Here is a 19,199-nt window from a genome sequence, read left to right as displayed (position 1 = left end):
AGCCCCTCTCCGCCGAACTGACACGAGCGGACGCGAAATGATGATTTCGCGGACATCTTGATGTATCGGACGGAAGTGTTCATAACGCGACACTCCGCGCACAGGTCACGGTCATGCGTGCACACGAAAGTGCCGGGCCCGGTCGTACGACGTCGTACGACCGGGCCCGGCACTCCAGCCAAGGGATTCGGAGGTCAGCGCACGCGGCGCGTCACAGCAACCCGTCCCACATCTGCTCCAGCAGCACCGACCACCAGCTCTCCGGTGAGCTGAGCGCCGCCGGGTCGAGCGCGGCGAGCTGGGCCTGGAAGTCGACGGTCCAGCGGCCCGCCTGCTCCTGGTTCAGCCCGAACCGCAGCCGCCACATCCGCCCCAGCAGCGCAAGACACCGCTGGAACTCGGGCAGCCCCGTGTTCACGAACTGCGGCGGCACGGGCACCCCGCCGAGCCCCGCCTCCACCGGCACGGCCACGATGTTCGCCGTCCCGTACTGCACGCACAGCGCCCGGCCGAAGTCGCTGCCCATGACGAGGTACGAACCCGCGTCCGAGGCCGGCTGCACCCCGCGCTCCTGCGCCAACTCCGCCAGCGTCGGAACGGGCCGCCCCGGCTGAGCCTGCGCCCAGAAGAACGGACCCATGTCCACCGGCAGCCCCGCCACCACCAGCGAGTGCGCCACGAGGGGCGGCACCCCCTGCCGGGACACGGCGGCCTGCTCGAACCGGAAGATCCCCGGCCCGAACGCCCCCGCCAGCTCCTGCGCCACACCCTCCGGCGGAACCGGCGGCGCGGGCTGCACCTGCGGAAGCGGCGCGCGCACCGGCGCGGGGCGCGCGGGCCCGTCCGCCACCTGGTGCAACTCACCCTGGTGCGCCAGCAGTTGCTGCATACCCTGCTGCCGGCTCGCGTGATCCGTGCCGTACGGCGCGATGCTCGTGATCCGCGCCTGCGGCCACTGCTCCCGGATCATCCGCGCACAGTACGCGCCCGGCAGCTCGCACGACTCCAACTCCGTGTGCAGCTCCAGCACCTGGTCCGACGGCACGTTCATCGCCCGCAGCTCATGGAAGATCTGCCACTCCGGATGCGGCGTCCCCGGCGCCGAACGCCGGATCAGCTGCTGCTCCGACCCGTCCTGCGCGCGATAACGCAGCACAGCCTGATACCCAGGGCCGACCGTCGGCTGCCCCTGCGGCGGATACCCGTACGCCGGCTGCTGACCGGGCCCGGGCTGACCGGGCGGCGGCATCGCACCGGGCGGCATCGGCGGCTGCGGGGCGCCCGGCGCCATACCAGGGGCGCCCGGAACACCGGGTGCGCCGGGCGGTACGCCAGGGGCCTGCGGCGGCGGAGGCACACCGGGGCCGCCCACCGGCGGCGCTGACAGCATGGTCTCCGCGTGATGCACAGCACCCCGCGCGCCCCCGGAAGAACCCTGCGCACCGGGGCCGACGGGCGCACCAGGTACACCGGGGGCGCCAGGAGGTTGCGGCGCACCCGGGGCTCCGGGGGCACCCGGGGCGCCTGGAGGTTGCGGTACGCCAGGCGCACCAGGCATGCCCGGGGCGCTCGGAACACCCGAAGCGCCAGGCGCATTCGGCACACCAGGGGCTCCCGGCGGCTGCGGCACGCCCCCACCCATCTGACCCGGGTCGGCAAACATCGTGGCGGCATGGTGGACACCGCCCGGAGGCGTACCGCCGGGCACACCCGGGGCACCGGGCGGCTGGGGAGCGCCGGGAGGGTTCGGCGCACCGGGCGGATTGGGGGCGCCCGGAGAGTTAGGCGCGCCCGGCGCCTGCGGAGCCCCTGGAGCCCCTGCGTTGGGATCGAGCGCCGACACCAGCTGCGTCGGCACATACCCGCCCGCCGGCGTCCCCGGCACTCCCGGCCCGGACGGCGCAGGCGTACCCGGCCGCGCCCCCGGCGTCCCGGGCGCACCGGGCGGAGGCGGCGGGTTGGCCCCGCCCCGCGCACGACGCGGCGGAGGCGCCGCCTTGCTCGTCGCGGCGTCGGCGATGTCCTCGGCGTTCGGCGGAAGCGACCGCCCACCCGGCCCCTGAGCCGCACCACCGGGCCCACCCTGCGGATAGCCGTAGGAAGACGCGGGCGGCGGCGTGGCACCCGGCGCAGAGGCGCCCGGCGGGGGCGTGCCCTGCACACCCGCACCACCGACACCACCCGCACCCTGCGGATACCCATACGTCGGCGCAGGCGGCGGCGTAGCACCCGGCACAGGAGCCCCAGGCGGGGGCGTGCCCGGCACACCCACACCACCTACTCCACCCACACCACCCTGCGGATACCCGTACGACACCCCACCCGGCCCCACCGGAGCCCCGGGGGGCGGCGTACTGCCCTGCGGCGGCGCACCGTGCACGCCCTGCACACCGGGCGCACCCGGAGCCCCGAGCGCCGGCGCACCACTCACCCCACCCGGCGCACCAGGAACCCCGCGCGCCGCCGTATCGCTCTGCGCGCCCGGCGCGTTCGAGTCAGCGATCTCCGGAGCGAGCGACGTCGGCGGAAGCTGACTGCCGCCCGACATCAGCGCAGTCTTGGCGTCCGACCCGGCAGCGGGCGGCGGAGTGTCGTCCTCGGCGCTCAACGGCGGAGCGAACACAGTCTCCGGCAACGGAACGGAACGGTCATCGCCGGGATCGGCGTTCGTGTCGGTCCCGGCCCAAGGAGTCGCCCCCTCAGGAACACCAGGCACCCCCGGCGCACTAGCCGCGCCAGGCGCCCCCACAGGCCCACCCGCGCCAGTCCCCGCCCCGGTACCGACACCATCGGTCCCGGCACCGTTACCCCCAGACCCAGCCGCACCCCGCCCATCCGGAATCCCCAACTTGTCCGCCGCCTCCTGCAACCACTCCGGTGGCGTCAACAAGAACGACGTCTGGTTCAGGTCCACCCGAGCCGCAGCAGCCGGCGCCGGCTCGGCGGGGGCGTCCGCCCGGCCGTACTCCTCCTCATAGCGGCGGATCACCTCACCCACCGGCAGCGAGGGCCACAGCGTCGCGTCCCCGCTGTCCCGGGCGATCACGAGCCGCTGCGTACCGCCGTCCGAACGCGGACCGTCCGCACGGTCCTCGGCCCACATCACGAACCCGAGCTCGAACTCCCGCACCCGCACCTCACGATGCTGGTACGACGGCACATCCCCGTTGACCCACTCCTCGGCGCGCTCCTGCGCCTGCGCGAAAGTCACCATGGCCGAAGCTCACTCCCCCACCGAAGACGCCGCAGGCACCGGTACCGGACGCGCGAACCCGCCGTCCACCATCAGGTTCGCCACCGTCTCCAACTCCGGCGGACTGCCCGCCAGTCGGGACAGAAACGCGTCGAAGTCCTCACCGCACGGCACCAGCAACCGCTCCACCCGTTCCGCCGGCGCCCACGAGGGATCCACGTCCCGCGCGTCGTCGTACGCGCAGAACCACACCGAACCGATCCGGTCGCCCCTCACCTTCACGGCCAGCAGACCGCCCTGTACGAACCCGACACTCAGGTAGTCCTTGGTCAGATGGTCCCGCAGGCACTTGTTGACGTAGACCAGGTCGTTGACAGCCGCCTCGTCCCGCACCGTGAAGAACGGCTGGTCGACCAGCAGCCCCAACTCCGCGTCCAGCGCGGTCCCCACCGGCGCGCAACCGCCCGCCGCCTTCAGGAACGACCGGTAACCGCCCGGCAGCCGGTACCCGAGGTCCTCCTCAACCCCCAGCACCTGCGCCTCCGTCACCGCCACACCCGACTTCGGCAGCCCGAAATGCGCGGGACGCGTCTCCTGCAACGGCCGCGTCCCCCTCTTGTCCTGGTCCACCGCGGATGTGGCGATCCCACCGTGATGCCGCAGCAGCGCCTTCACCTCGACCGGCACCAACTCCAGCCGCCGCGAACCCACCACGTGATGCCACGTCCAGCCGTGCGGCGTCGCCACCGCCGGAATCGTGTCCCACAAGTCGTGGCCGGACGCCGCCAGCGCCGCGTTCGCCGAGACATAGTCCGTCAGCCGCAACTCGTCGACCCCGAAGCCCTCCGGCGGCTCCGCGATCTCCGCGGCCGCCCGCGCATACGCCGAGAAGTCGGGGTAGCCGTGCTCGTCCACCCGTACTCCTCTCGGGTGACGGGCCGCACGGACCGGATCCGGGAAATGCACGACCTGCCCGGCGTAGGCCGCGTTCGGCGGCGCGGCTTGCTGCCCGAGCCGACCTGTCGTCATGGCGGTTGCCCCCTGCGGCGTTCTGTACGACCCGTAGTGACCACCCTCGACCACTACGCCCCGTAACGACTGTCTCGTCCGTCCGGCGTCCGCCTCAACGACGTCCGCCCGACTGTCTCCACGCGTCAACCGCATGGATCGCGGTGGCGACAGCCTATGCGGTACGACGACACCGGTCACCGGCGCCGGTCATGACCCCCTCCGCTTCCGTGACCAGCCGTCACCCCCTCGTGACAGCCCGCCCAAACCCGGGCGTGTCGCACCGACCCAGCTTCCGCACCAGCCACGCTGTTTGGCACTCTGTGTCGTCCGGGGATGCTCGGGAGGGAATGACGATCATGAACGCGACGCAGACGGGACCACACACAGGACCGCGCGCAGGAGCGCACACGGGCACATCCGGCGATCCGCGGAACGGCGACCCCCGCGTCGGCTGGAGCAGCACCGACACCCGCCACGCCCCCACCCTCCGCCACCGCCGCGACGGCATACTCCCCACCATCGCCGCCGCCCTCTCCGTCCGCGGCGCCACCCTCACCGGCACCGCCGCCCGCGGCGACCAGCCACCCGCCCTGCACCACCTCGTCCAGGACTTCCTCGACACCCTCACCAGCGGCCAACGCGACCGCTTCACCGGCCGCTGCGCCGAAACCATCCTCATCTCCCGGCGCATCGCCACCGCCGACGCAGCCCGCAGCAAACGCGCCGCCCGAAAACCCATGACCAACGGCGAAGCCCGCAGAGCCCTCAAGCAAGCCAAACTCACCGCCCGCCGCATCCGCGAGGACGGCGACCCCCTGCACGGCAGCTTCGCCGCACCCTGCCGCGCCTGCACCGCCCTCAGCGCCCACTTCGGCGTCCGCATCGTCGACCCCACAGTGACCGACGACTGACCCCGTCACCACGCACAACCGGTCTACTACCTCGACGAACTCGACGAACGAAGGGCAGATGCACACCGACCGCACCTCGACCACCCGCTTCCCCGTACCCGTCGACGCCGCCCTGCGCGCCGCCGGCTGGCAACCCGGACGCTGGGACATCAAACAGGCCGAGATCTGGGCCGACACCCTCCGCGACCACGCCTCACCCGCCGGCCACCGCCACGCCGTCTTCCCCGCCGCCGTAGAAGCCTGGGCCGAATTCGGCGGCCTCCACCTCACGCCCACCGGCAACGGCCGCCAAATCGCCCCCACCGCCATCCACTTCGACCCCCTGCACGGCCTCCACATGGCCCGCACCCTCGCCGACCTCGGCCGCGCCCTCGACACCGAGGTCTGCCCCCTCGGCGCCGAAACCGACACCCACGCCCTGCTCGCCATCGACACCGAAGGCCGCGCCTACGCCCTCGACCACACCGGCGACTGGTATCTCGGCCCCGACATCGACCAGGCCCTCGCCGGCCTCGTCGCCGGCATAGAGCCGGTACGGCTGACAGCGGGCTGACCCGCGGGCGCGGCCCCTACGCCGCCGGAATCACCGCCGACACCCGGAAACCCCCCGCATCCGTCGGCCCGGACACGAACACCCCGCCCAGCGCGGAAACCCGCTCCTTCATCCCCACCAGACCGTTGCCCCCCGACGGCAATCGCGCCGACGACGCCGACGACACCTCCGGCGGCGGCTCGTTCTCCACCTGCATCGCGATCTCCGACACCCGGTGCGCCAGCCGTACGTGCGTCTTCGCACCCGCCGCGTGCTTGTGGACGTTCGTCAACGCCTCCTGGACCACGCGGTACGCCGTCTGCTCGATCTCCGGCGCATACGCCCGCGACTCCCCCTCCACGGACAGATCCACCACCATCCCCGCGGCGGCCGACTGCCCGATCAACTCATCCAGCTCCGACAGACACGGCCCCTCGGCCGCCCCGTCCTCATCGACAGCCCGCGAAGCAGCCGCAGCGGCCGCAACCCCCACAGCCACCAGCGGAACACCCGACCCCACCGAACGCTCCGCAACCCCACCGCCACTGCGCAGCACCCCGAGCATCTCCCGCAGCTCGGTCAACGCCTGCCGCCCCATGTCCCCCACCAGCGCCGCGTTCTTCACGGCCTTCTCGGGATCCTTCCGGGCCACGGCCTGCAGCGCCGCCGCATGCACCACCATCAGGCTCACCCGATGCGCGACAACGTCATGCATCTCCCGCGCGATCCGGGTCCGCTCCTCGTTCCTGGCCCACTCGGCGCGCTCCTCGGCCCGCTCGGCCAGCAGCTGCAGCTCCCGCTCCAGACTGTCCGCACGCTCCCGCAGACTCTCCATCAACCGCCGCCGGGCCCCCACATACAGCCCCAGCAGAAGCGGAGGCGCGGTCAGCCCCAACGCGACCGTGACGGACACGAACAGACCGACCCAGTCCCCGAACCCCAGTTCCCCCCGCGCCACGCCCTGCCGCACCCACACGAACGTCACGATCAGCATGCCGACCAGCGACATCCCCGCCAGCGACGCGATGATCCGGCGGGGCAGCTCCGACGCGGCGAGCGTGTACAGGCCGACGACGCCCATCAGGAAGCCCATCTGGGCCGGCATCACCGCGATGAACACCAGTACGACGGCGATCGGCCACCGACGCCGCAACACCAGCACGGAACCGGCCAGCACACCGAAGAGCACCCCCGCGGCCTCCGGAATCCCCGCATCCCCCGCGAACCGGAACCCTTCCGTCCCGCACTCCAGCGCGGACACGACAGCCAGACCGATGTCCAGCACCGCACTGCGCCACCTGGTCCACCACCACGGCCCCGCCCCTGACAGGGCCTCGGCGTGGTCTTCCCCCGACGTGGTCATGCCTCCACCCTACGGGCGGTCGGGCCCCGTTTTCCGGCGAGTTTCGACGACTGGCCTACACCACAGTCCGTGACCGAACGGTTGCGAAACCGCCCGATATCCCTCGAACTGCTGAATCGCTCACCGTTCGACCACGGAAGCGATCATTCCGCCAGGACGGTATGCCCATGGCACATGTGCAAGGCAAATACGCCGACTTCGAAGGTTTGCGGGAGCAGGCGGTGACGCTGCGGCGGCGGGGGTACAGCCTTCGGCAGATCCGCGACGAGCTCCAGGTGCACAACAAGGAGATCCTTCAGCGCCTCGTCGAGGGCGAGCCACCGCCGGAGTGGACGAAGCGACCGCGCGCGAAGGACGACCTGCGGGAACGGGCGCGGGAGTTGCGGAGGCAGGGCTGGACGTACAACCAGATCCAAGCCGAGCTGGGCTGTTCCAAGAGCTCGGTCTCACTGTGGGTGCGGGATCTGCCGCATCCAGAGCCCAGGTGCACACCAGAGGAGCAGCGAGCGCGCATGAACGCGGGTCTCGCACGACTGCATGCCTCCCGGGACCAGGAGCGTGCGGCAACGAAACAGGCGGCCGCGGCAGCCATCGGAGAACTGTCGGACCGGGAGCTGTTCATCGCAGGCGTCGCCCTCTACTGGGCCGAGGGCTCCAAGGACAAGTCGTACCGGCGCACAGAGGTCCTGCAGTTCATCAACAGCGACCCCAACGTGATCAAGCTCTTCCTCCGCTGGCTCGAGCTACTCGAGGTGACACGCGACCGCCTGACGCTCCGGGTCAGCATTCACGTAACCGCAGACGTGGAGGCGGCCGAGAACTTCTGGGCCGAGATCGTGGGCGTCGACGTGTCAGCGCTCAGCAAGGCGACGCTCAAGAAGCACAACCCTCGGACTGTCCGCAAGAACACCAGCGACGCCTATCACGGATGCCTCGCGATCTACGTCCGACAGAGTGCTGACCTATACCGTCGCATGGAAGGCGCCTGGTACGGCATAGTAGGAGGCGCCGTTCGGCGACCTGGCTAAATGTCCGGTTTAGCCGAGTTTGTTCCCCCGTGGTGTAATTGGCAGCACTGTGGCTTTTGGTGCCATCTGTCCGGGTTCGAGTCCTGGCGGGGGAGCCCAGCCGAGTCCGGGCCCTGACTAGTGACAGCACTGTCAGGGCCCGCTCCCATGTCCCCCCCGAAACGCCCCGGTATCCTGCGGATGTCCACCCCACCCCCTCCACAGCCGAAGGGCATCCCGTGAGCGCCATTCGCCCGGCAGCCGTCGTCGTTCTCGCAGCGGGTGAGGGCACCCGTATGAAGTCGGCCACACCCAAGGTTCTCCACGAGATCTGTGGCCGTTCCCTGGTGGGTCATGTGCTCGCCGCGGCCCGCGAGTTGGAGCCCGAGCACCTCGTCGTGGTCGTCGGACACGCGCGTGAGAAGGTCACCGCGCATCTCGCGGAGACCGACCCCCATGTACGCACCGCCGTGCAGGCGCAGCAGAACGGCACCGGGCACGCCGTACGGATGGGCCTCGAGGAGCTGGGCGGAAGCGTGGACGGGACTGTTGTCGTCGTCTGCGGTGACACTCCGCTGCTGACCGGCGAGACCCTCCGCGTCCTCGCCGCCACCCACACCGCCGACGGCAACGCCGTCACCGTGCTGACCGCCGAGGTCCCGGACGCGACCGGCTACGGCCGTATCGTGCGCGACGGTGTCTCGGGTGCCGTCACGGCGATCGTCGAGCACAAGGACGCCAGCGAGTCGCAGCGGGCGATCCGGGAGATCAACTCCGGGGTCTTCGCGTTCGACGGGCAGCTTCTCGCCGACGCCCTCAAGAAGGTGCGGACCGACAACAGTCAGGGCGAGGAATATCTGACGGACGTTCTCGGGATTCTGCGTGAGGCCGGGCATCGGGTCGGTGCCGCCGTGGCCGGCGATCACCGTGAGATCGCCGGGATCAACAACCGGGTGCAGCTCTCCGAGGCTCGGCGGATTCTCAACGACCGGCTGCTGACGCGCGCCATGCTCGACGGCGTCACCGTCATCGACCCCGCGACCACCTGGGTCGACGTCACCGTCACCTTCGAGCAGGACTCGGTCGTCCACCCGGGGACCCAACTGCACGGCTTCACGCATCTCGGTGAGGGTGCCGAGGTCGGGCCCAACAGCCGGCTCAAGGACACGCGGGTGGACGCCGGTGCCCGGGTCGACAACACCGTGGCCGACGGCGCGCATGTCGGGCCGGGGGCCACGGTCGGGCCGTACGCCTATCTCCGTCCCGGGACCCGTCTGGGTGCGAAGGGCAAGATCGGCACGTACGTGGAGACGAAGAACGCGTCGATCGGTGAGGGGACGAAGGTTCCGCATCTGTCCTATGTCGGTGACGCGACGATCGGTGAGCACACCAACATCGGTGCCGCGAGTGTCTTCGTGAACTACGACGGGCAGGGCAAACACCACACGACGGTCGGCTCGCACTGCCGTACCGGTTCGGACAACATGTTTGTGGCTCCTGTCACGATCGGGGACGGTGCCTATACGGCGGCCGGCTCTGTGATCACGAAGGATGTGCCGCCCGGTTCACTGGCCGTGGCCCGTGGTCAGCAGCGGAATATCGAGGGCTGGGTGGCCCGTAAGCGTCCGGGGAGCGCGGCGGCGAAGGCGGCCGAGGCGGCTTCTCGGGAGCCGGAAGGCGGAAGCTGACCGGAAACAGGTGCTCCGAACACGGCGTACCGTGATAAGTGCACACCCGCACCCCACCAGCTGAGACGGCCTCTCGCGCGTGATCGTGAGGTCTCTCGAAACACCCAGCTGAGACACCTCTGAGGAGACAGTGCTGTGACCGGGATCAAGACGACCGGCGAGAAGAAGATGATGTTCTTCTCCGGCCGCGCCCACCCCGAGCTTGCCCAGGAGGTCGCCCACCAGCTGGGTGTCGGGGTCGTCCCGACGAAGGCCTTCGACTTCGCGAATGGTGAGATCTACGTCCGCTATGAGGAGTCGGCGCGTGGCGCGGACTGCTTTGTGATCCAGAGCCACACGGCTCCGATCAACCAGTGGATCATGGAGCAGTTGATCATGATCGACGCGCTGAAGCGTGCGTCGGCCCGCTCCATCACGGTCATCGTGCCCTTCTACGGTTACGCGCGGCAGGACAAGAAGCACCGTGGGCGTGAACCGATTTCGGCGCGTCTGATCGCCGACCTGATGAAGACGGCGGGTGCCGACCGGATCCTGACCGTGGATCTGCACACCGATCAGATCCAGGGCTTCTTCGACGGCCCGGTCGACCACCTCTTCGCGCTGCCGCTGCTCGCGGACTATGTGGGTACCAAGGTCGACAAGGACAAGCTGACCGTCGTGTCCCCGGACGCGGGCCGGGTGCGCGTCGCGGACCGCTGGTGTGACCGGCTGGGGGCGCCTCTCGCCATCGTGCACAAGCGGCGGGACAAGGACGTGGCGAACCAGGTGACCGTCCACGAGGTCGTGGGTGAGGTCAAGGGCCGGGTGTGTGTCCTGGTGGACGACATGATCGACACGGGTGGCACGATCTGTGCCGCGGCCGACGCGCTGTTCGCGCACGGTGCGGAGGACGTCATCGTGACGGCGACGCACGGTGTGCTGTCTGGTCCGGCGGCGGACCGGCTGAAGAACTCCCGGGTGAGTGAGTTCGTGTTCACGAACACGCTGCCGACGCCGGGTGAGCTGAGTGGTGACCTGGACAAGATCACGGTGCTGTCGATCGCGCCGACGATCGCGAGCGCGGTGCGTGAGGTGTTCGAGGACGGCTCGGTGACGAGCCTGTTCGACGAGCAGTGAGCCGCCGATAGGCACGCTGCTTGATCGATTTTTCGCGGCCTCTCTCGCCGAGTAGACTGTTCCAGTTGCTCGGCGAGGGAGGCCGTTCCTGTTCAGGGATACGGCGATCCGTTATCGACGCGCTCTTCGTAGCAGGCCGTTCGTGGCCGGGTGACCACGTCCGTTCCTGATTTCTACGAGGAGTGATCATGTCCGAGGTCAAGATCTCCGCCGAGACCCGTAGCGAGTTCGGCAAGGGTGCCGCCCGCCGTATCCGTCGTGACAGCAAGGTTCCCGGTGTGCTGTACGGCCGCGGTTCCGACCCGCTGCACCTGACCCTGCCGGGCCACGAGCTGCTGCTGGCGCTGCGTACGCCGAACGTCCTGATCTCCCTGGACATCGACGGCAAGACCAACGAGCTGGCGATCCCGAAGTCCGTGCAGCGTGACCCGATCAAGGGCTTCCTCGAGCACGTCGACCTGCAGCTGGTCAAGCGCGGCGAGACGGTCACGGTCGAGATCCCGGTGCACGCCGAGGGCGAGCTGGCCGCCGGTGGCAACCTGCTGGAGCACGTGCTGAACGCGCTGCCGGTCGAGGCCGAGGCCACGCACATCCCCGAGTCCGTGACGGTCTCCGTCGAGGGCCTGGAGGCCGGTGCCTCCGTCCTGGCGAAGGACATCACCCTGCCGACCGGCACCAAGCTGGCCGTCGACGGTGACACGGTCGTCCTGCAGGTGCTGTCCGCGCAGGCCGAGGAGGCCGCCGAGGGTGCCGAGGGCGGCGAAGAGTCCGCCGAGGCCTGATCCTCAGCTCTGTCATCGGTTCGTCAGCCGCTGTTCCCGTAGGGGGCAGCGGCTGGCGCGTATCAAGGAGACATGCACGTGACGTCCGATCCGAGTGCTCCCTGGCTCGTCGCCGGCCTCGGCAATCCGGGACCCGAGTACGCCATGAACCGGCACAACGTCGGTTTCATGGTGGCCGATCTGCTGGCCGAGCGGATCGGGGGGAGGTTCAAGCGGGCCGGGAAGGCTCAGGCGCAGGTCGTCGAGGGGCGGATCGGGCCGCCGGGGCGTGGGGGCACCTCCCAGGCCCTTAAGGCACTGGGGGAGAACCGGCGGGTGATCCTGGCGAAGCCGATGTCGTACATGAACCTGTCGGGCGGGCCGGTGACCGCGCTGCGGGACTTCTACAAGGTGCCGGTGTCGAACATCGTGGCTGTTCATGACGAACTGGACATCGACTACGGGATGCTCCGGCTCAAGCTGGGCGGCGGGGACAACGGGCACAACGGGCTCAAGTCGATGACGAAGGCGATGGGTTCGGACTATCACCGGGTGCGGTTCGGGATCGGGCGGCCGCCGGGGCGCATGCAGGTGGCGGACTTCGTGCTGAAGGACTTCTCGGCGGCGGAGCGCAAGGAGCTGGACTACTTCGTGGACCGGGCCGCCGATGCCGTGGAGTGTCTCGTCATCGAGGGTCTTGAGCGGGCGCAAAGCACGTACAACTCGTGACTTGTCCCCCCGCTGGGTCCTGCCGAAGTTGACCGAGCGCAGGGGCATGGCCAAGGATCGCGGCCATGCCTTCTGCCGTCACTTCCAGTCAGGGCGTTCTCGCCGTGCTGCGGTTCGGACGGGTCGTGGCGATGGGGACGGTCACGGCGCTGATTCTGATCGCGGGTGTGTGGGCGTCGTGGGGTACCGCGCAGCACGTGATGCTGACGAAGGGCCGGGAGAGCGGCACGGTCGAGGTGGCGCGGTGCGGCGAGGACGTGTGCGCGGGGCCGTACACGCCGATGTCGGCGGGTTCGCGGGCGCGGGACGAGGTCGTCATCGAGAAGTCCGTGGCCGTCGTGAAGGGGCAGACGTACACGGTTGTGGTGAAGCCGGGCAGTGATGACGTGGTGCGGTCCGGGCCGGCCGGGATTCTGTATGCCTGGGTGCCGCTGGGTGGTGCGTTGCTGCTGGCGTCGGTGGTCGTGGCGGGTGGGTTGCGGCGGACGCGGGTGGCGTGGGTGATGGCGGGGGCGGGAGTTGCCTTGCTCACGGCGGCTTTTGTCGCGATCTGAGAGGGTTTCAGTGGCCGTCGTGGCTATGGGCAGTCTGTTCGTTCTCTGTTCGTGATTGACCCGGTGACAAGTGTGGTTGGATGCTTAGCTGCCCCCTCCACATCTTCCCGTTCGTTCTCGAAGATGGACTACTGCCTCATGCGAACCCTCATCCGCGCCGGCGCGCTGTCCGCCGTCGCCGCGGTCACGCTGTTCTCCGCTCCGGCCCACGCCACCGACGACACGTACACCGTGCAGCTGCGGCAAAGCCTTCCGCGTACGTCGACCACCGACGACGGCGGCGCCCCGCAGGAGGGGCGTGAGGAGTGCCCCGGCATTCCCGACGGACAGGACGGCTGGCACTTCGTGCTGCCCGGCAACTCCACGGACTTCGTCAAGCTGAAGGTGACCTTCGAGCCGGGCGGCCAGCAGGTGGTCACGGACTTCGGTCCGCCCTCCGACAAGCACGCGTACGTGGGCTCTGCGCCGGAGGCGAAGCTCACCTCCGCCGTCGCCGAGGTGAAGGGTGGCGACCTGGAGCTGTTCAACCTGTCGCACACCTGCCCCGTGGAGGACACGACGCCGGGGACGGAGTCGCCCACCGCCTCTCCGAGCCCGTCCGTCTCCGCCTCCGCCTCGCCCACGCCGGACGAGACCAACGGCGAGGAGCCGACCGCGAGCCCGTCCACGTCGCCCTCGGAGGGCGTCGTCGCCGGCGCGTCGCCGGCGGCGCCGGGCGGCGACAGCGAGGGCGACCTCGCCGAGACCGGCAACGGTGCCCCGGTGGGCCTGCTGTCGGCGGCCGCGGCCGTGCTGCTCGGTGCGGGCGGCTACCTGGTGTTCCGTCGCCGTAAGGCCTGACCGGCGGGCCAGCAGGACAAACGAGGGTGCCCCCCGTGCTGCGTGCGAGCACGGGGGGCACCCTCGTCTGCGTAGCGCTCAGCCGGTGTTGCGCAGGCCGGCTGCCACGCCGTTGACGGTGAGGAGCAGGGCGCGGGACAGGAGCGGGTCGGGCTGTTCGCCGGCGGCAGCGGCGTCGCGCTGGCGCTTGAGCAGGGTGACCTGGAGGTAGGAGATCGGGTCCAGGTAGGCGTCGCGGACGGTGAAGGTCTGCCGCAGCACCGGGGTGGCGTCGAGGAGTTCCTGCTCGCCGGTCACCTTGAGGACCTCACGCACGGTCAGTTCGTGCTCGGCCTTGATGGTGGCGAAGACGTGCTTCAGGTCATCGGGGACGAGGGTGTCGACGTAGTGGGAGGCGATGCGCAGGTCGGTCTTGGCGAGGGTCATCTCGACGTTGGAGATGAAGTTGCGGAAGAAGTGCCACTGTTCGTGCATCTCGTCGAGGACGGTGTCCCCTTCTTGCCGCAGGCCTGCCTCGCGCAGCGCCTTCAGCCCCGACCCCACGCCGAACCAGCCGGGCACGATCTGCCGGGACTGGGTCCAGCCGAACACCCAGGGGATGGCGCGCAGTCCGTCGAGACCGGCGCCGGAGTCGGGCCTCCGCGAAGGCCTCGACCCCAGGTGCAGGTCGGCGAGCTGGTCCACCGGCGTGGAGGCGAAGAAGTAGGCGGGCAGGTCGGGGTCCTCGACGAGCCGGCGGTACGCGTCGTGCGCGGCGTCGGAGACGAGGTCCATGGCGGCGTCCCAGCGGGCCAGCGCCTCGACGGACTGCCGGGGTGCGGTGTGCAGGGCGGAGGCCTGGAGGGTGGCCGCGACGGTCAGTTCCAGGTTCTCCCGCGCCAGTGAGGGCACGAGGTACTTGTCGGAGATGACCTCGCCCTGCTCGGTGACCTTGATCTCGCCTTCCAGGGTGCCCCAGGGCTGGGCGAGGATCGCATCATGGGAGGGGCCGCCGCCGCGGCCGACGGTGCCGCCGCGGCCGTGGAAGAGGCGCAGCCGGACGCCGTAGCGGTGAGCGACGTCGCGCAGGCGGCGCTGGGCGCGGTGGATCTCCCACTGCGAGGTCGTGATGCCGCCGAACTTCGACGAGTCGGAGTAGCCGAGCATGACCTCCTGGACGTCCCCGCGGAGCGCGACGAGTCGCCGGTAGGAGGGGTCGGAGAGCATGTCCTCGAGGATGGTGTCGGCGGCCTTGAGCTCGTCGGTGGTCTCCAGGAGCGGGACGATGCCGATCTTCGCCCAGCCGGCGTGCAGGTCGATGAGACCCGCCTCGCGGGCCAGCACCGCGGCGGCGAAGACGTCGTCGGCGCCCTGGCACATGGAGATGATGTACGACTCGATGACCTCCGGTCCGAAGACCTCCAGGGCACGCTTGACGGTCTGGAAGACGCCGAGGGTCTTCTCCCCGGCCGCGTCCACCGGCGCCGGAGTGGGTGCGAGGGGACGGCGGGACCGCAGCTCCTTGGCGAGCAGCTTGGCCCGGTAGTCGCGGGGCATGTCCATGTACCGCCAGGACTCCTCGCCGAGACGGTCGAAGAGCTGGCCGAGGGCGTGGTGGTGGGCGTCGGCGTGTTCGCGTACGTCCATCGTGGCGAGCTGGAGGCCGAAGGCGGAGAGCGTACGGATCGTACGGTTCATGCGGCCGTCGGCGAACAGGGCGCCGCGGTGCTCGCGCAGGGACGTCTGGATCAGGGTCATGTCGGCGAGCAGCTGGGCGGTGCCGAGGTAGTCGCGGCCGTCCTCGTGCGGGGTGCCCTTGGCGAGGCGCTGCTTGGTGTTCTCCAGCTTCTGCCGGATGCAGGTGGCCTTGAGGCGGTAGGGCTCCTCGGCGTTGAGGCGCTTGTAGCGGGGGCTGATCTCCGGCAGCGCCTCCAGGTCGGCCTGGAGGGAGGTGAGGAGCTCCTCGGTGGCGCCGGTGTAGCGGATGGAGTTCGACAGGAAGCCGCGGAGTTCGTCGATCATCTCCAGGGCATCGTTGATGCCGTGCTCGTGCTGGAGGATCAGGACGTCCCAGGTGACCTGGGGGGTGACGTTCGGGTTGCCGTCGCGGTCGCCGCCGATCCAGGTGCCGAAGGTCAGCGGACGGGTCTCGTCCGGAAGTGTGACGCCGACGCGCTCCAGTTCGGCGGTGAGGTCCTCGAGGACGTCGCCGACGGCGCCGGCGTGCAGCTCGTCGAGGTAGTAGATGGCGTTGCGGGCCTCGTCGGCGGGCTCGGGGCGGACGACGCGCAGTTCGTCGGTCTGCCAGACGAGGTCGATGTTCTCGGCCAGTCGGGTGTCGTAGCGGCGGCGGTCGGCCTCGATGACCGGGGTCTCCAGCAGGGCGGCGATGCGCCGGAGCTTGTTGAGGACCGAGCGGCGTGCGGCCTCGGTCGGGTGGGCCGTGAACACCGGGCGGACGTTGAGGTGCTGGACCGTCTGGCGCAGGTGCTCGGGGTCGGCGTCCTTGAGGCGGTCGGCCGTACGGGCGAGGAGGCCGCCCTCGGCGGCGCGCTTGGCCCGGAGCTCGCGGCCGCGGTGGACCTGCTCGGTGACGTTGGCCAGGTGGAAGTAGGTGGAGAAGGCGCGGACCAGCTTGGCCGCGGTCTCCAGTTCGGTGCCCCGCAGCAGCTCGGCGGCGGCCTCGCCGTCCTCTCGGGTGAGGCGGCGTACCTTCTCGACGAGTTCCAGCAGCTCGGGGCCTTCCTGCCTCACGAGGGTCTCGCCGAGGAGGTCACCCAGTCGCCTGATGTCGGCGCGCAGCTCGGTGCTGGTGGTCGTCCGGGACGCAGTCTGGTCGTCGGCACTGCTCACAGGTGCGGCTCCTTGCAGTGTTGAAGCTCGTCTGAAGCTCGTCTGGGAGGGAACCCGGAGTGCGCGGCTCGCGCGGCGGGTGCCGCATACGGGCCGGGCATCCGGGAATGAATCAGAGCGGACCGCGCTGTCCGACCGACTCCAGGATAGGTGTCCGGCCGGACGCGCAGGCTTTCGGGCTCTTGCCGCCGGCCGACGCGCTGCCATACTTACGATGCCGTAGGTTACGGAACCGTAGGAAGCTGTGCGCGGTTTCCGCGCTCGGCACCCTCCTGAACCCTCGAACCCCACAGGGGACGCCCATGACCACGAGCTCCGATGTGATCGAAGACGCCCCGCAGGCGAACGACGACACCCCCGTGCCCTCCGCCACGCTGGGCGGCGAGCAGAAGCGTTCGATCGAGCAGATCACGCTGCTGCTGTTCATCACCATCCCGTTCCTCGCGCTGCTGGCCGCGGTGCCGCTGGCCTGGGGCTGGGGGGTGAGCTGGCTGGACCTCGGCCTGCTGGTCTTCATGTACTTCCTGGGCTGCCACGGCATCACCATCGGCTTCCACCGCTACTTCACCCATGGTTCCTTCAAGGCCAAGCGGCCGCTCCGGATCGCGCTGGCGATCATGGGGTCGCTGGCGGTCGAGGGGCCGCTGGTCCGCTGGGTCGCGGACCATCGCAAGCACCACAAGTTCTCGGACGCGGAGGGCGACCCGCACTCGCCGTGGCGGTTCGGTGAGACGGTTCCGGCCCTGATGAAGGGCCTGTGGTGGGCGCACATCGGCTGGATGTTCGACGAGGAGCAGACGCCGCAGGACAAGTACGCGCCGGATCTGATCAAGGACAGGGCGATCCGCACGATCTCCCGCCAGTTCATCCTCTGGACGATGGTCTCGCTCGCGCTGCCGCCGCTGGTCGGCGGTCTGGTGACGATGTCCTGGTGGGGCGCGTTCACGGCGTTCTTCTGGGGCTCGCTGGTCCGGGTGGCGCTCCTGCACCACGTCACGTGGTCGATCAACTCGATCTGCCACGCGGTGGGCAAGCGCCCGTTCAAGTCGCGGGACCGTTCGGGCAACGTGTGGTGGCTGGCGGTCCTGTCCTGCGGCGAGTCCTGGCACAACCTGCACCACGCCGACCCGACGTCCGCGCGGCACGGTGTGGAGCGGGGCCAGCTGGACTCCTCGGCCCGGTTCATCCGCTGGTTCGAGATGCTCGGCTGGGCGTACGACGTGCGCTGGCCGTCACGCTCGCGTATCGATTCGCGCCGGAACGACGGTGAAGGCGGCTCCCGGCGAGGGCGGGAGACGGCGAAGGCGGCATGATTGATGCCGTGGCGACCGACTCCAGCAGCACCCCGAGCAATGAGAAGCCGCGGCGAGCGCGTCGCACCCGGATGACCGGTGCCGAGCGCCGCCAGCAGCTGCTGGAGATCGGTCGCACCCTCTTCGCCGCGAAGGGCTTCGAGGGCACGTCGGTGGAGGAGATCGCGGCGAAGGCCGGGGTGTCCAAGCCGGTGGTGTACGAGCACTTCGGCGGCAAGGAGGGCCTGTACGCGGTGGTGGTGGACCGCGAGATGCGGCGCCTGCTGGACATGGTGACCAGCTCTCTGACGGCCGGCCACCCCCGCGAACTCTGCGAACAGGCCGCCTTCGCCCTCCTCGACTACATCGAGGAGTACACGGACGGTTTCCGCATCCTGGTCCGCGACTCCCCCATCCCCCAGTCGACGGGCTCCTTCGCCTCGCTGATCTCGGACATCGCCACCCAGGTGGAGGACATCCTGGGCCGCGAGTTCAAGAGCCGCGGCTTCGACCCCAAGCTGGCCCCGCTGTACGCGCAGGCCCTGGTGGGCATGGTGGCGCTGACCGGCCAGTGGTGGCTGGACGTGCGCCGCCCGAAGAAGGCGGAGGTGGCGGCCCATCTGGTGAATCTGGCGTGGCACGGTCTGGACGGGCTGGAGGCCAAGCCGCACCTGATAGGGCGCCGGAAGAGCTGACGCCGGACACGGCGGCGGGATCCTCGCCCGCTCCCGGCGGACGGGGCCCCGCCGCTTCCGGCACGCTCAGTCCTGGAGGGCGTCCTTCGTCTTCTCCTTCGCCTGGCGGGCGTCGCCCTTGGCCTGTTCGGCCCGGCCTTCGGCCGTCATCTTCTCGTTGCCGACCGCGCGGCCCATCGCCTCCTTGGCCTTGCCCTTGACCTGCTCCTTCTTGGCCTTGGCCTTCTGCTCTCGCGCCACGTCCCTCACTCCCAGCAAGATTCCCCCCGGTCTCACCACAGCGGGTGACCCTTCGCGGCGGCCCTCAAACGCCGGTCACCGGCTCCAGGAACTCCAGCCGGTTCCCCACGGGGTCGTAGGAGTAGAACCGCCGGTGCCCCGGCAGGGTCTCGTCCCATTCGACCTGCGCCCCTCGGGCCTCCAGCCGGGCCCCGTACGTCACGATCCCCTCGACCCGCAGCCCCGGATGCGCCTTCTTCGCCGCGCGGAAGTCGTCCTCGATCCCCAGGTGCAGCTCCACAGGTCCGGCCCGGAACCAGCAGCCCCCCTTCGCGGCGAGCGCCGGCGGCTTGGGCACCTCGGTCATGCCGAGGACGCCCGCGTAGTACGTGCGCAGCCGGTCCTCCGAGCCGGGCGGCGCGGCGAGCTGCACATGGTCGACGGCGGTGATCATGG

General features: G+C 70.1%; 17 protein-coding genes and 1 tRNA gene. 12 read left to right on the top strand and 6 right to left on the bottom strand.

Features of this window, described 5'->3' with window-relative positions; all coding sequences use genetic code 11:
- Nucleotides 1–211 precede the first annotated feature (211 nt).
- A complete protein-coding gene (locus AQJ91_RS22275) occupies nucleotides 212–3,214 on the bottom strand; it encodes an SUKH-4 family immunity protein (RefSeq protein ID WP_067024549.1) in 3,003 nt (1,000 codons plus the stop codon).
- Between the two features lie 9 nt (nucleotides 3,215–3,223).
- Complete coding sequence (locus AQJ91_RS22270; protein ID WP_079085119.1) at nucleotides 3,224–4,222, bottom strand: SMI1/KNR4 family protein; 999 nt, start codon at nucleotides 4,220–4,222, stop codon at nucleotides 3,224–3,226.
- 329 nt (nucleotides 4,223–4,551) lie between these two features.
- On the opposite strand from AQJ91_RS22270, the gene AQJ91_RS22265 reads away from it, so the two are divergent.
- Both AQJ91_RS22265 and AQJ91_RS22260 read left to right on the top strand, forming a co-directional pair.
- Nucleotides 4,552–5,115, top strand: a complete 564-nt coding sequence (locus AQJ91_RS22265; protein WP_067024544.1) for a YwqJ-related putative deaminase — start codon at nucleotides 4,552–4,554, stop codon at nucleotides 5,113–5,115.
- A gap of 58 nt (nucleotides 5,116–5,173) precedes the next feature.
- The gene (locus tag AQJ91_RS22260) at nucleotides 5,174–5,668 is read left to right on the top strand and encodes an SUKH-3 domain-containing protein (protein WP_067024542.1); all 495 of its coding nucleotides are present in this window, start codon (nucleotides 5,174–5,176) and stop codon (nucleotides 5,666–5,668) included.
- A 16-nt stretch (nucleotides 5,669–5,684) separates the two neighbouring features.
- Here AQJ91_RS22260 and AQJ91_RS22255 read toward each other — a convergent pair whose 3' ends face one another.
- Nucleotides 5,685–7,010: a sensor histidine kinase gene (locus AQJ91_RS22255; protein WP_067024540.1), complete on the bottom strand. Its 1,326-nt coding sequence runs from the start codon at nucleotides 7,008–7,010 to the stop codon at nucleotides 5,685–5,687.
- A gap of 167 nt (nucleotides 7,011–7,177) precedes the next feature.
- On the opposite strand from AQJ91_RS22255, the gene AQJ91_RS22250 reads away from it, so the two are divergent.
- From AQJ91_RS22250 to AQJ91_RS22215, 8 genes are all read left to right on the top strand, one after another.
- On the top strand, nucleotides 7,178–8,038 hold the full coding sequence (locus tag AQJ91_RS22250; RefSeq protein ID WP_067024538.1) for a hypothetical protein: 861 nt from the start codon (nucleotides 7,178–7,180) through the stop codon (nucleotides 8,036–8,038).
- A gap of 23 nt (nucleotides 8,039–8,061) precedes the next feature.
- Nucleotides 8,062–8,133: transfer RNA gene (locus tag AQJ91_RS22245), tRNA-Gln, on the top strand.
- 123 nt (nucleotides 8,134–8,256) lie between these two features.
- Nucleotides 8,257–9,705: a bifunctional UDP-N-acetylglucosamine diphosphorylase/glucosamine-1-phosphate N-acetyltransferase GlmU gene (gene glmU / locus AQJ91_RS22240; protein WP_079085118.1), complete on the top strand. Its 1,449-nt coding sequence runs from the start codon at nucleotides 8,257–8,259 to the stop codon at nucleotides 9,703–9,705.
- A 135-nt stretch (nucleotides 9,706–9,840) separates the two neighbouring features.
- Nucleotides 9,841–10,821, top strand: a complete 981-nt coding sequence (locus AQJ91_RS22235; RefSeq protein ID WP_067024534.1) for a ribose-phosphate diphosphokinase — start codon at nucleotides 9,841–9,843, stop codon at nucleotides 10,819–10,821.
- Nucleotides 10,822–11,009: 188 nt separating this feature from the next.
- Complete coding sequence (locus tag AQJ91_RS22230; RefSeq protein WP_067024533.1) at nucleotides 11,010–11,603, top strand: 50S ribosomal protein L25/general stress protein Ctc; 594 nt, start codon at nucleotides 11,010–11,012, stop codon at nucleotides 11,601–11,603.
- A gap of 72 nt (nucleotides 11,604–11,675) precedes the next feature.
- The gene (gene pth, locus AQJ91_RS22225) at nucleotides 11,676–12,311 is read left to right on the top strand and encodes an aminoacyl-tRNA hydrolase (RefSeq protein WP_067024531.1); all 636 of its coding nucleotides are present in this window, start codon (nucleotides 11,676–11,678) and stop codon (nucleotides 12,309–12,311) included.
- Nucleotides 12,312–12,376: 65 nt separating this feature from the next.
- Entirely contained in the window at nucleotides 12,377–12,865 is a 489-nt protein-coding gene (locus AQJ91_RS22220) for a hypothetical protein (protein ID WP_067024529.1), read from the top strand.
- A 138-nt stretch (nucleotides 12,866–13,003) separates the two neighbouring features.
- Nucleotides 13,004–13,705 carry an LPXTG cell wall anchor domain-containing protein gene (locus AQJ91_RS22215; RefSeq protein ID WP_234382761.1) on the top strand — a complete coding sequence of 234 codons (702 nt, stop codon included), beginning with the start codon at nucleotides 13,004–13,006 and terminating at the stop codon, nucleotides 13,703–13,705.
- A 78-nt stretch (nucleotides 13,706–13,783) separates the two neighbouring features.
- Here the strand turns inward: AQJ91_RS22215 and ppc are convergent, their stop codons facing one another.
- The gene (gene ppc, locus AQJ91_RS22210; protein ID WP_067024523.1) at nucleotides 13,784–16,537 is read right to left on the bottom strand and encodes a phosphoenolpyruvate carboxylase; all 2,754 of its coding nucleotides are present in this window, start codon (nucleotides 16,535–16,537) and stop codon (nucleotides 13,784–13,786) included.
- A gap of 302 nt (nucleotides 16,538–16,839) precedes the next feature.
- Between ppc and AQJ91_RS22205 the strand changes: the two genes are divergently transcribed.
- Together AQJ91_RS22205 and AQJ91_RS22200 are read left to right on the top strand one after the other, a co-directional pair.
- The gene (locus AQJ91_RS22205) at nucleotides 16,840–17,850 is read left to right on the top strand and encodes an acyl-CoA desaturase (RefSeq protein ID WP_067024520.1); all 1,011 of its coding nucleotides are present in this window, start codon (nucleotides 16,840–16,842) and stop codon (nucleotides 17,848–17,850) included.
- Entirely contained in the window at nucleotides 17,847–18,524 is a 678-nt protein-coding gene (locus AQJ91_RS22200) for a TetR/AcrR family transcriptional regulator (RefSeq protein WP_030967668.1), read from the top strand. The genes AQJ91_RS22205 and AQJ91_RS22200 overlap by 4 nt, the downstream gene beginning before the upstream one ends.
- 66 nt (nucleotides 18,525–18,590) lie before the next feature.
- Here AQJ91_RS22200 and AQJ91_RS49805 read toward each other — a convergent pair whose 3' ends face one another.
- Complete coding sequence (locus AQJ91_RS49805) at nucleotides 18,591–18,764, bottom strand: CsbD family protein (protein ID WP_079085117.1); 174 nt, start codon at nucleotides 18,762–18,764, stop codon at nucleotides 18,591–18,593.
- Nucleotides 18,765–18,828: 64 nt separating this feature from the next.
- Nucleotides 18,829–19,197, bottom strand: a complete 369-nt coding sequence (locus AQJ91_RS22195; RefSeq protein WP_067024517.1) for a VOC family protein — start codon at nucleotides 19,195–19,197, stop codon at nucleotides 18,829–18,831.
- Nucleotides 19,198–19,199: the final 2 nt, after the last annotated feature.

The organism is Streptomyces dysideae (assembly GCF_001514305.1).
GTDB classification, from domain to species: domain Bacteria; phylum Actinomycetota; class Actinomycetes; order Streptomycetales; family Streptomycetaceae; genus Streptomyces; species Streptomyces dysideae.
The sequence above is the reverse complement of the archived record's forward strand: the minus strand, read 5'-3'. Positions and strand labels throughout refer to the sequence as shown.

Bases quoted from the DNA above. Each gene is read 5' to 3' on its own strand.
- AQJ91_RS22260 (WP_067024542.1), top strand. From the start codon at position 5,174: ATGCACACCGACCGCACCTCGACCACCCGCTTCCCCGTACCCGTCGAC.
- AQJ91_RS22250 (WP_067024538.1), top strand. From the start codon at position 7,178: ATGGCACATGTGCAAGGCAAATACGCCGACTTCGAAGGTTTGCGGGAG.
- AQJ91_RS22215 (WP_234382761.1), top strand. From the start codon at position 13,004: ATGCGAACCCTCATCCGCGCCGGCGCGCTGTCCGCCGTCGCCGCGGTC.
- AQJ91_RS22195 (WP_067024517.1), bottom strand. From the start codon at position 19,197: ATGATCACCGCCGTCGACCATGTGCAGCTCGCCGCGCCGCCCGGCTCG.
- AQJ91_RS22200 (WP_030967668.1), top strand. From the start codon at position 17,847: ATGATTGATGCCGTGGCGACCGACTCCAGCAGCACCCCGAGCAATGAG.
- AQJ91_RS22265 (WP_067024544.1), top strand. From the start codon at position 4,552: ATGACGATCATGAACGCGACGCAGACGGGACCACACACAGGACCGCGC.
- AQJ91_RS22205 (WP_067024520.1), top strand. From the start codon at position 16,840: ATGACCACGAGCTCCGATGTGATCGAAGACGCCCCGCAGGCGAACGAC.
- AQJ91_RS22230 (WP_067024533.1), top strand. From the start codon at position 11,010: ATGTCCGAGGTCAAGATCTCCGCCGAGACCCGTAGCGAGTTCGGCAAG.
- AQJ91_RS22270 (WP_079085119.1), bottom strand. From the start codon at position 4,222: ATGACGACAGGTCGGCTCGGGCAGCAAGCCGCGCCGCCGAACGCGGCC.
- pth (WP_067024531.1), top strand. From the start codon at position 11,676: ATGCACGTGACGTCCGATCCGAGTGCTCCCTGGCTCGTCGCCGGCCTC.
- AQJ91_RS22275 (WP_067024549.1), bottom strand. From the start codon at position 3,214: ATGGTGACTTTCGCGCAGGCGCAGGAGCGCGCCGAGGAGTGGGTCAAC.
- AQJ91_RS22255 (WP_067024540.1), bottom strand. From the start codon at position 7,010: ATGACCACGTCGGGGGAAGACCACGCCGAGGCCCTGTCAGGGGCGGGG.
- AQJ91_RS22220 (WP_067024529.1), top strand. From the start codon at position 12,377: ATGCCTTCTGCCGTCACTTCCAGTCAGGGCGTTCTCGCCGTGCTGCGG.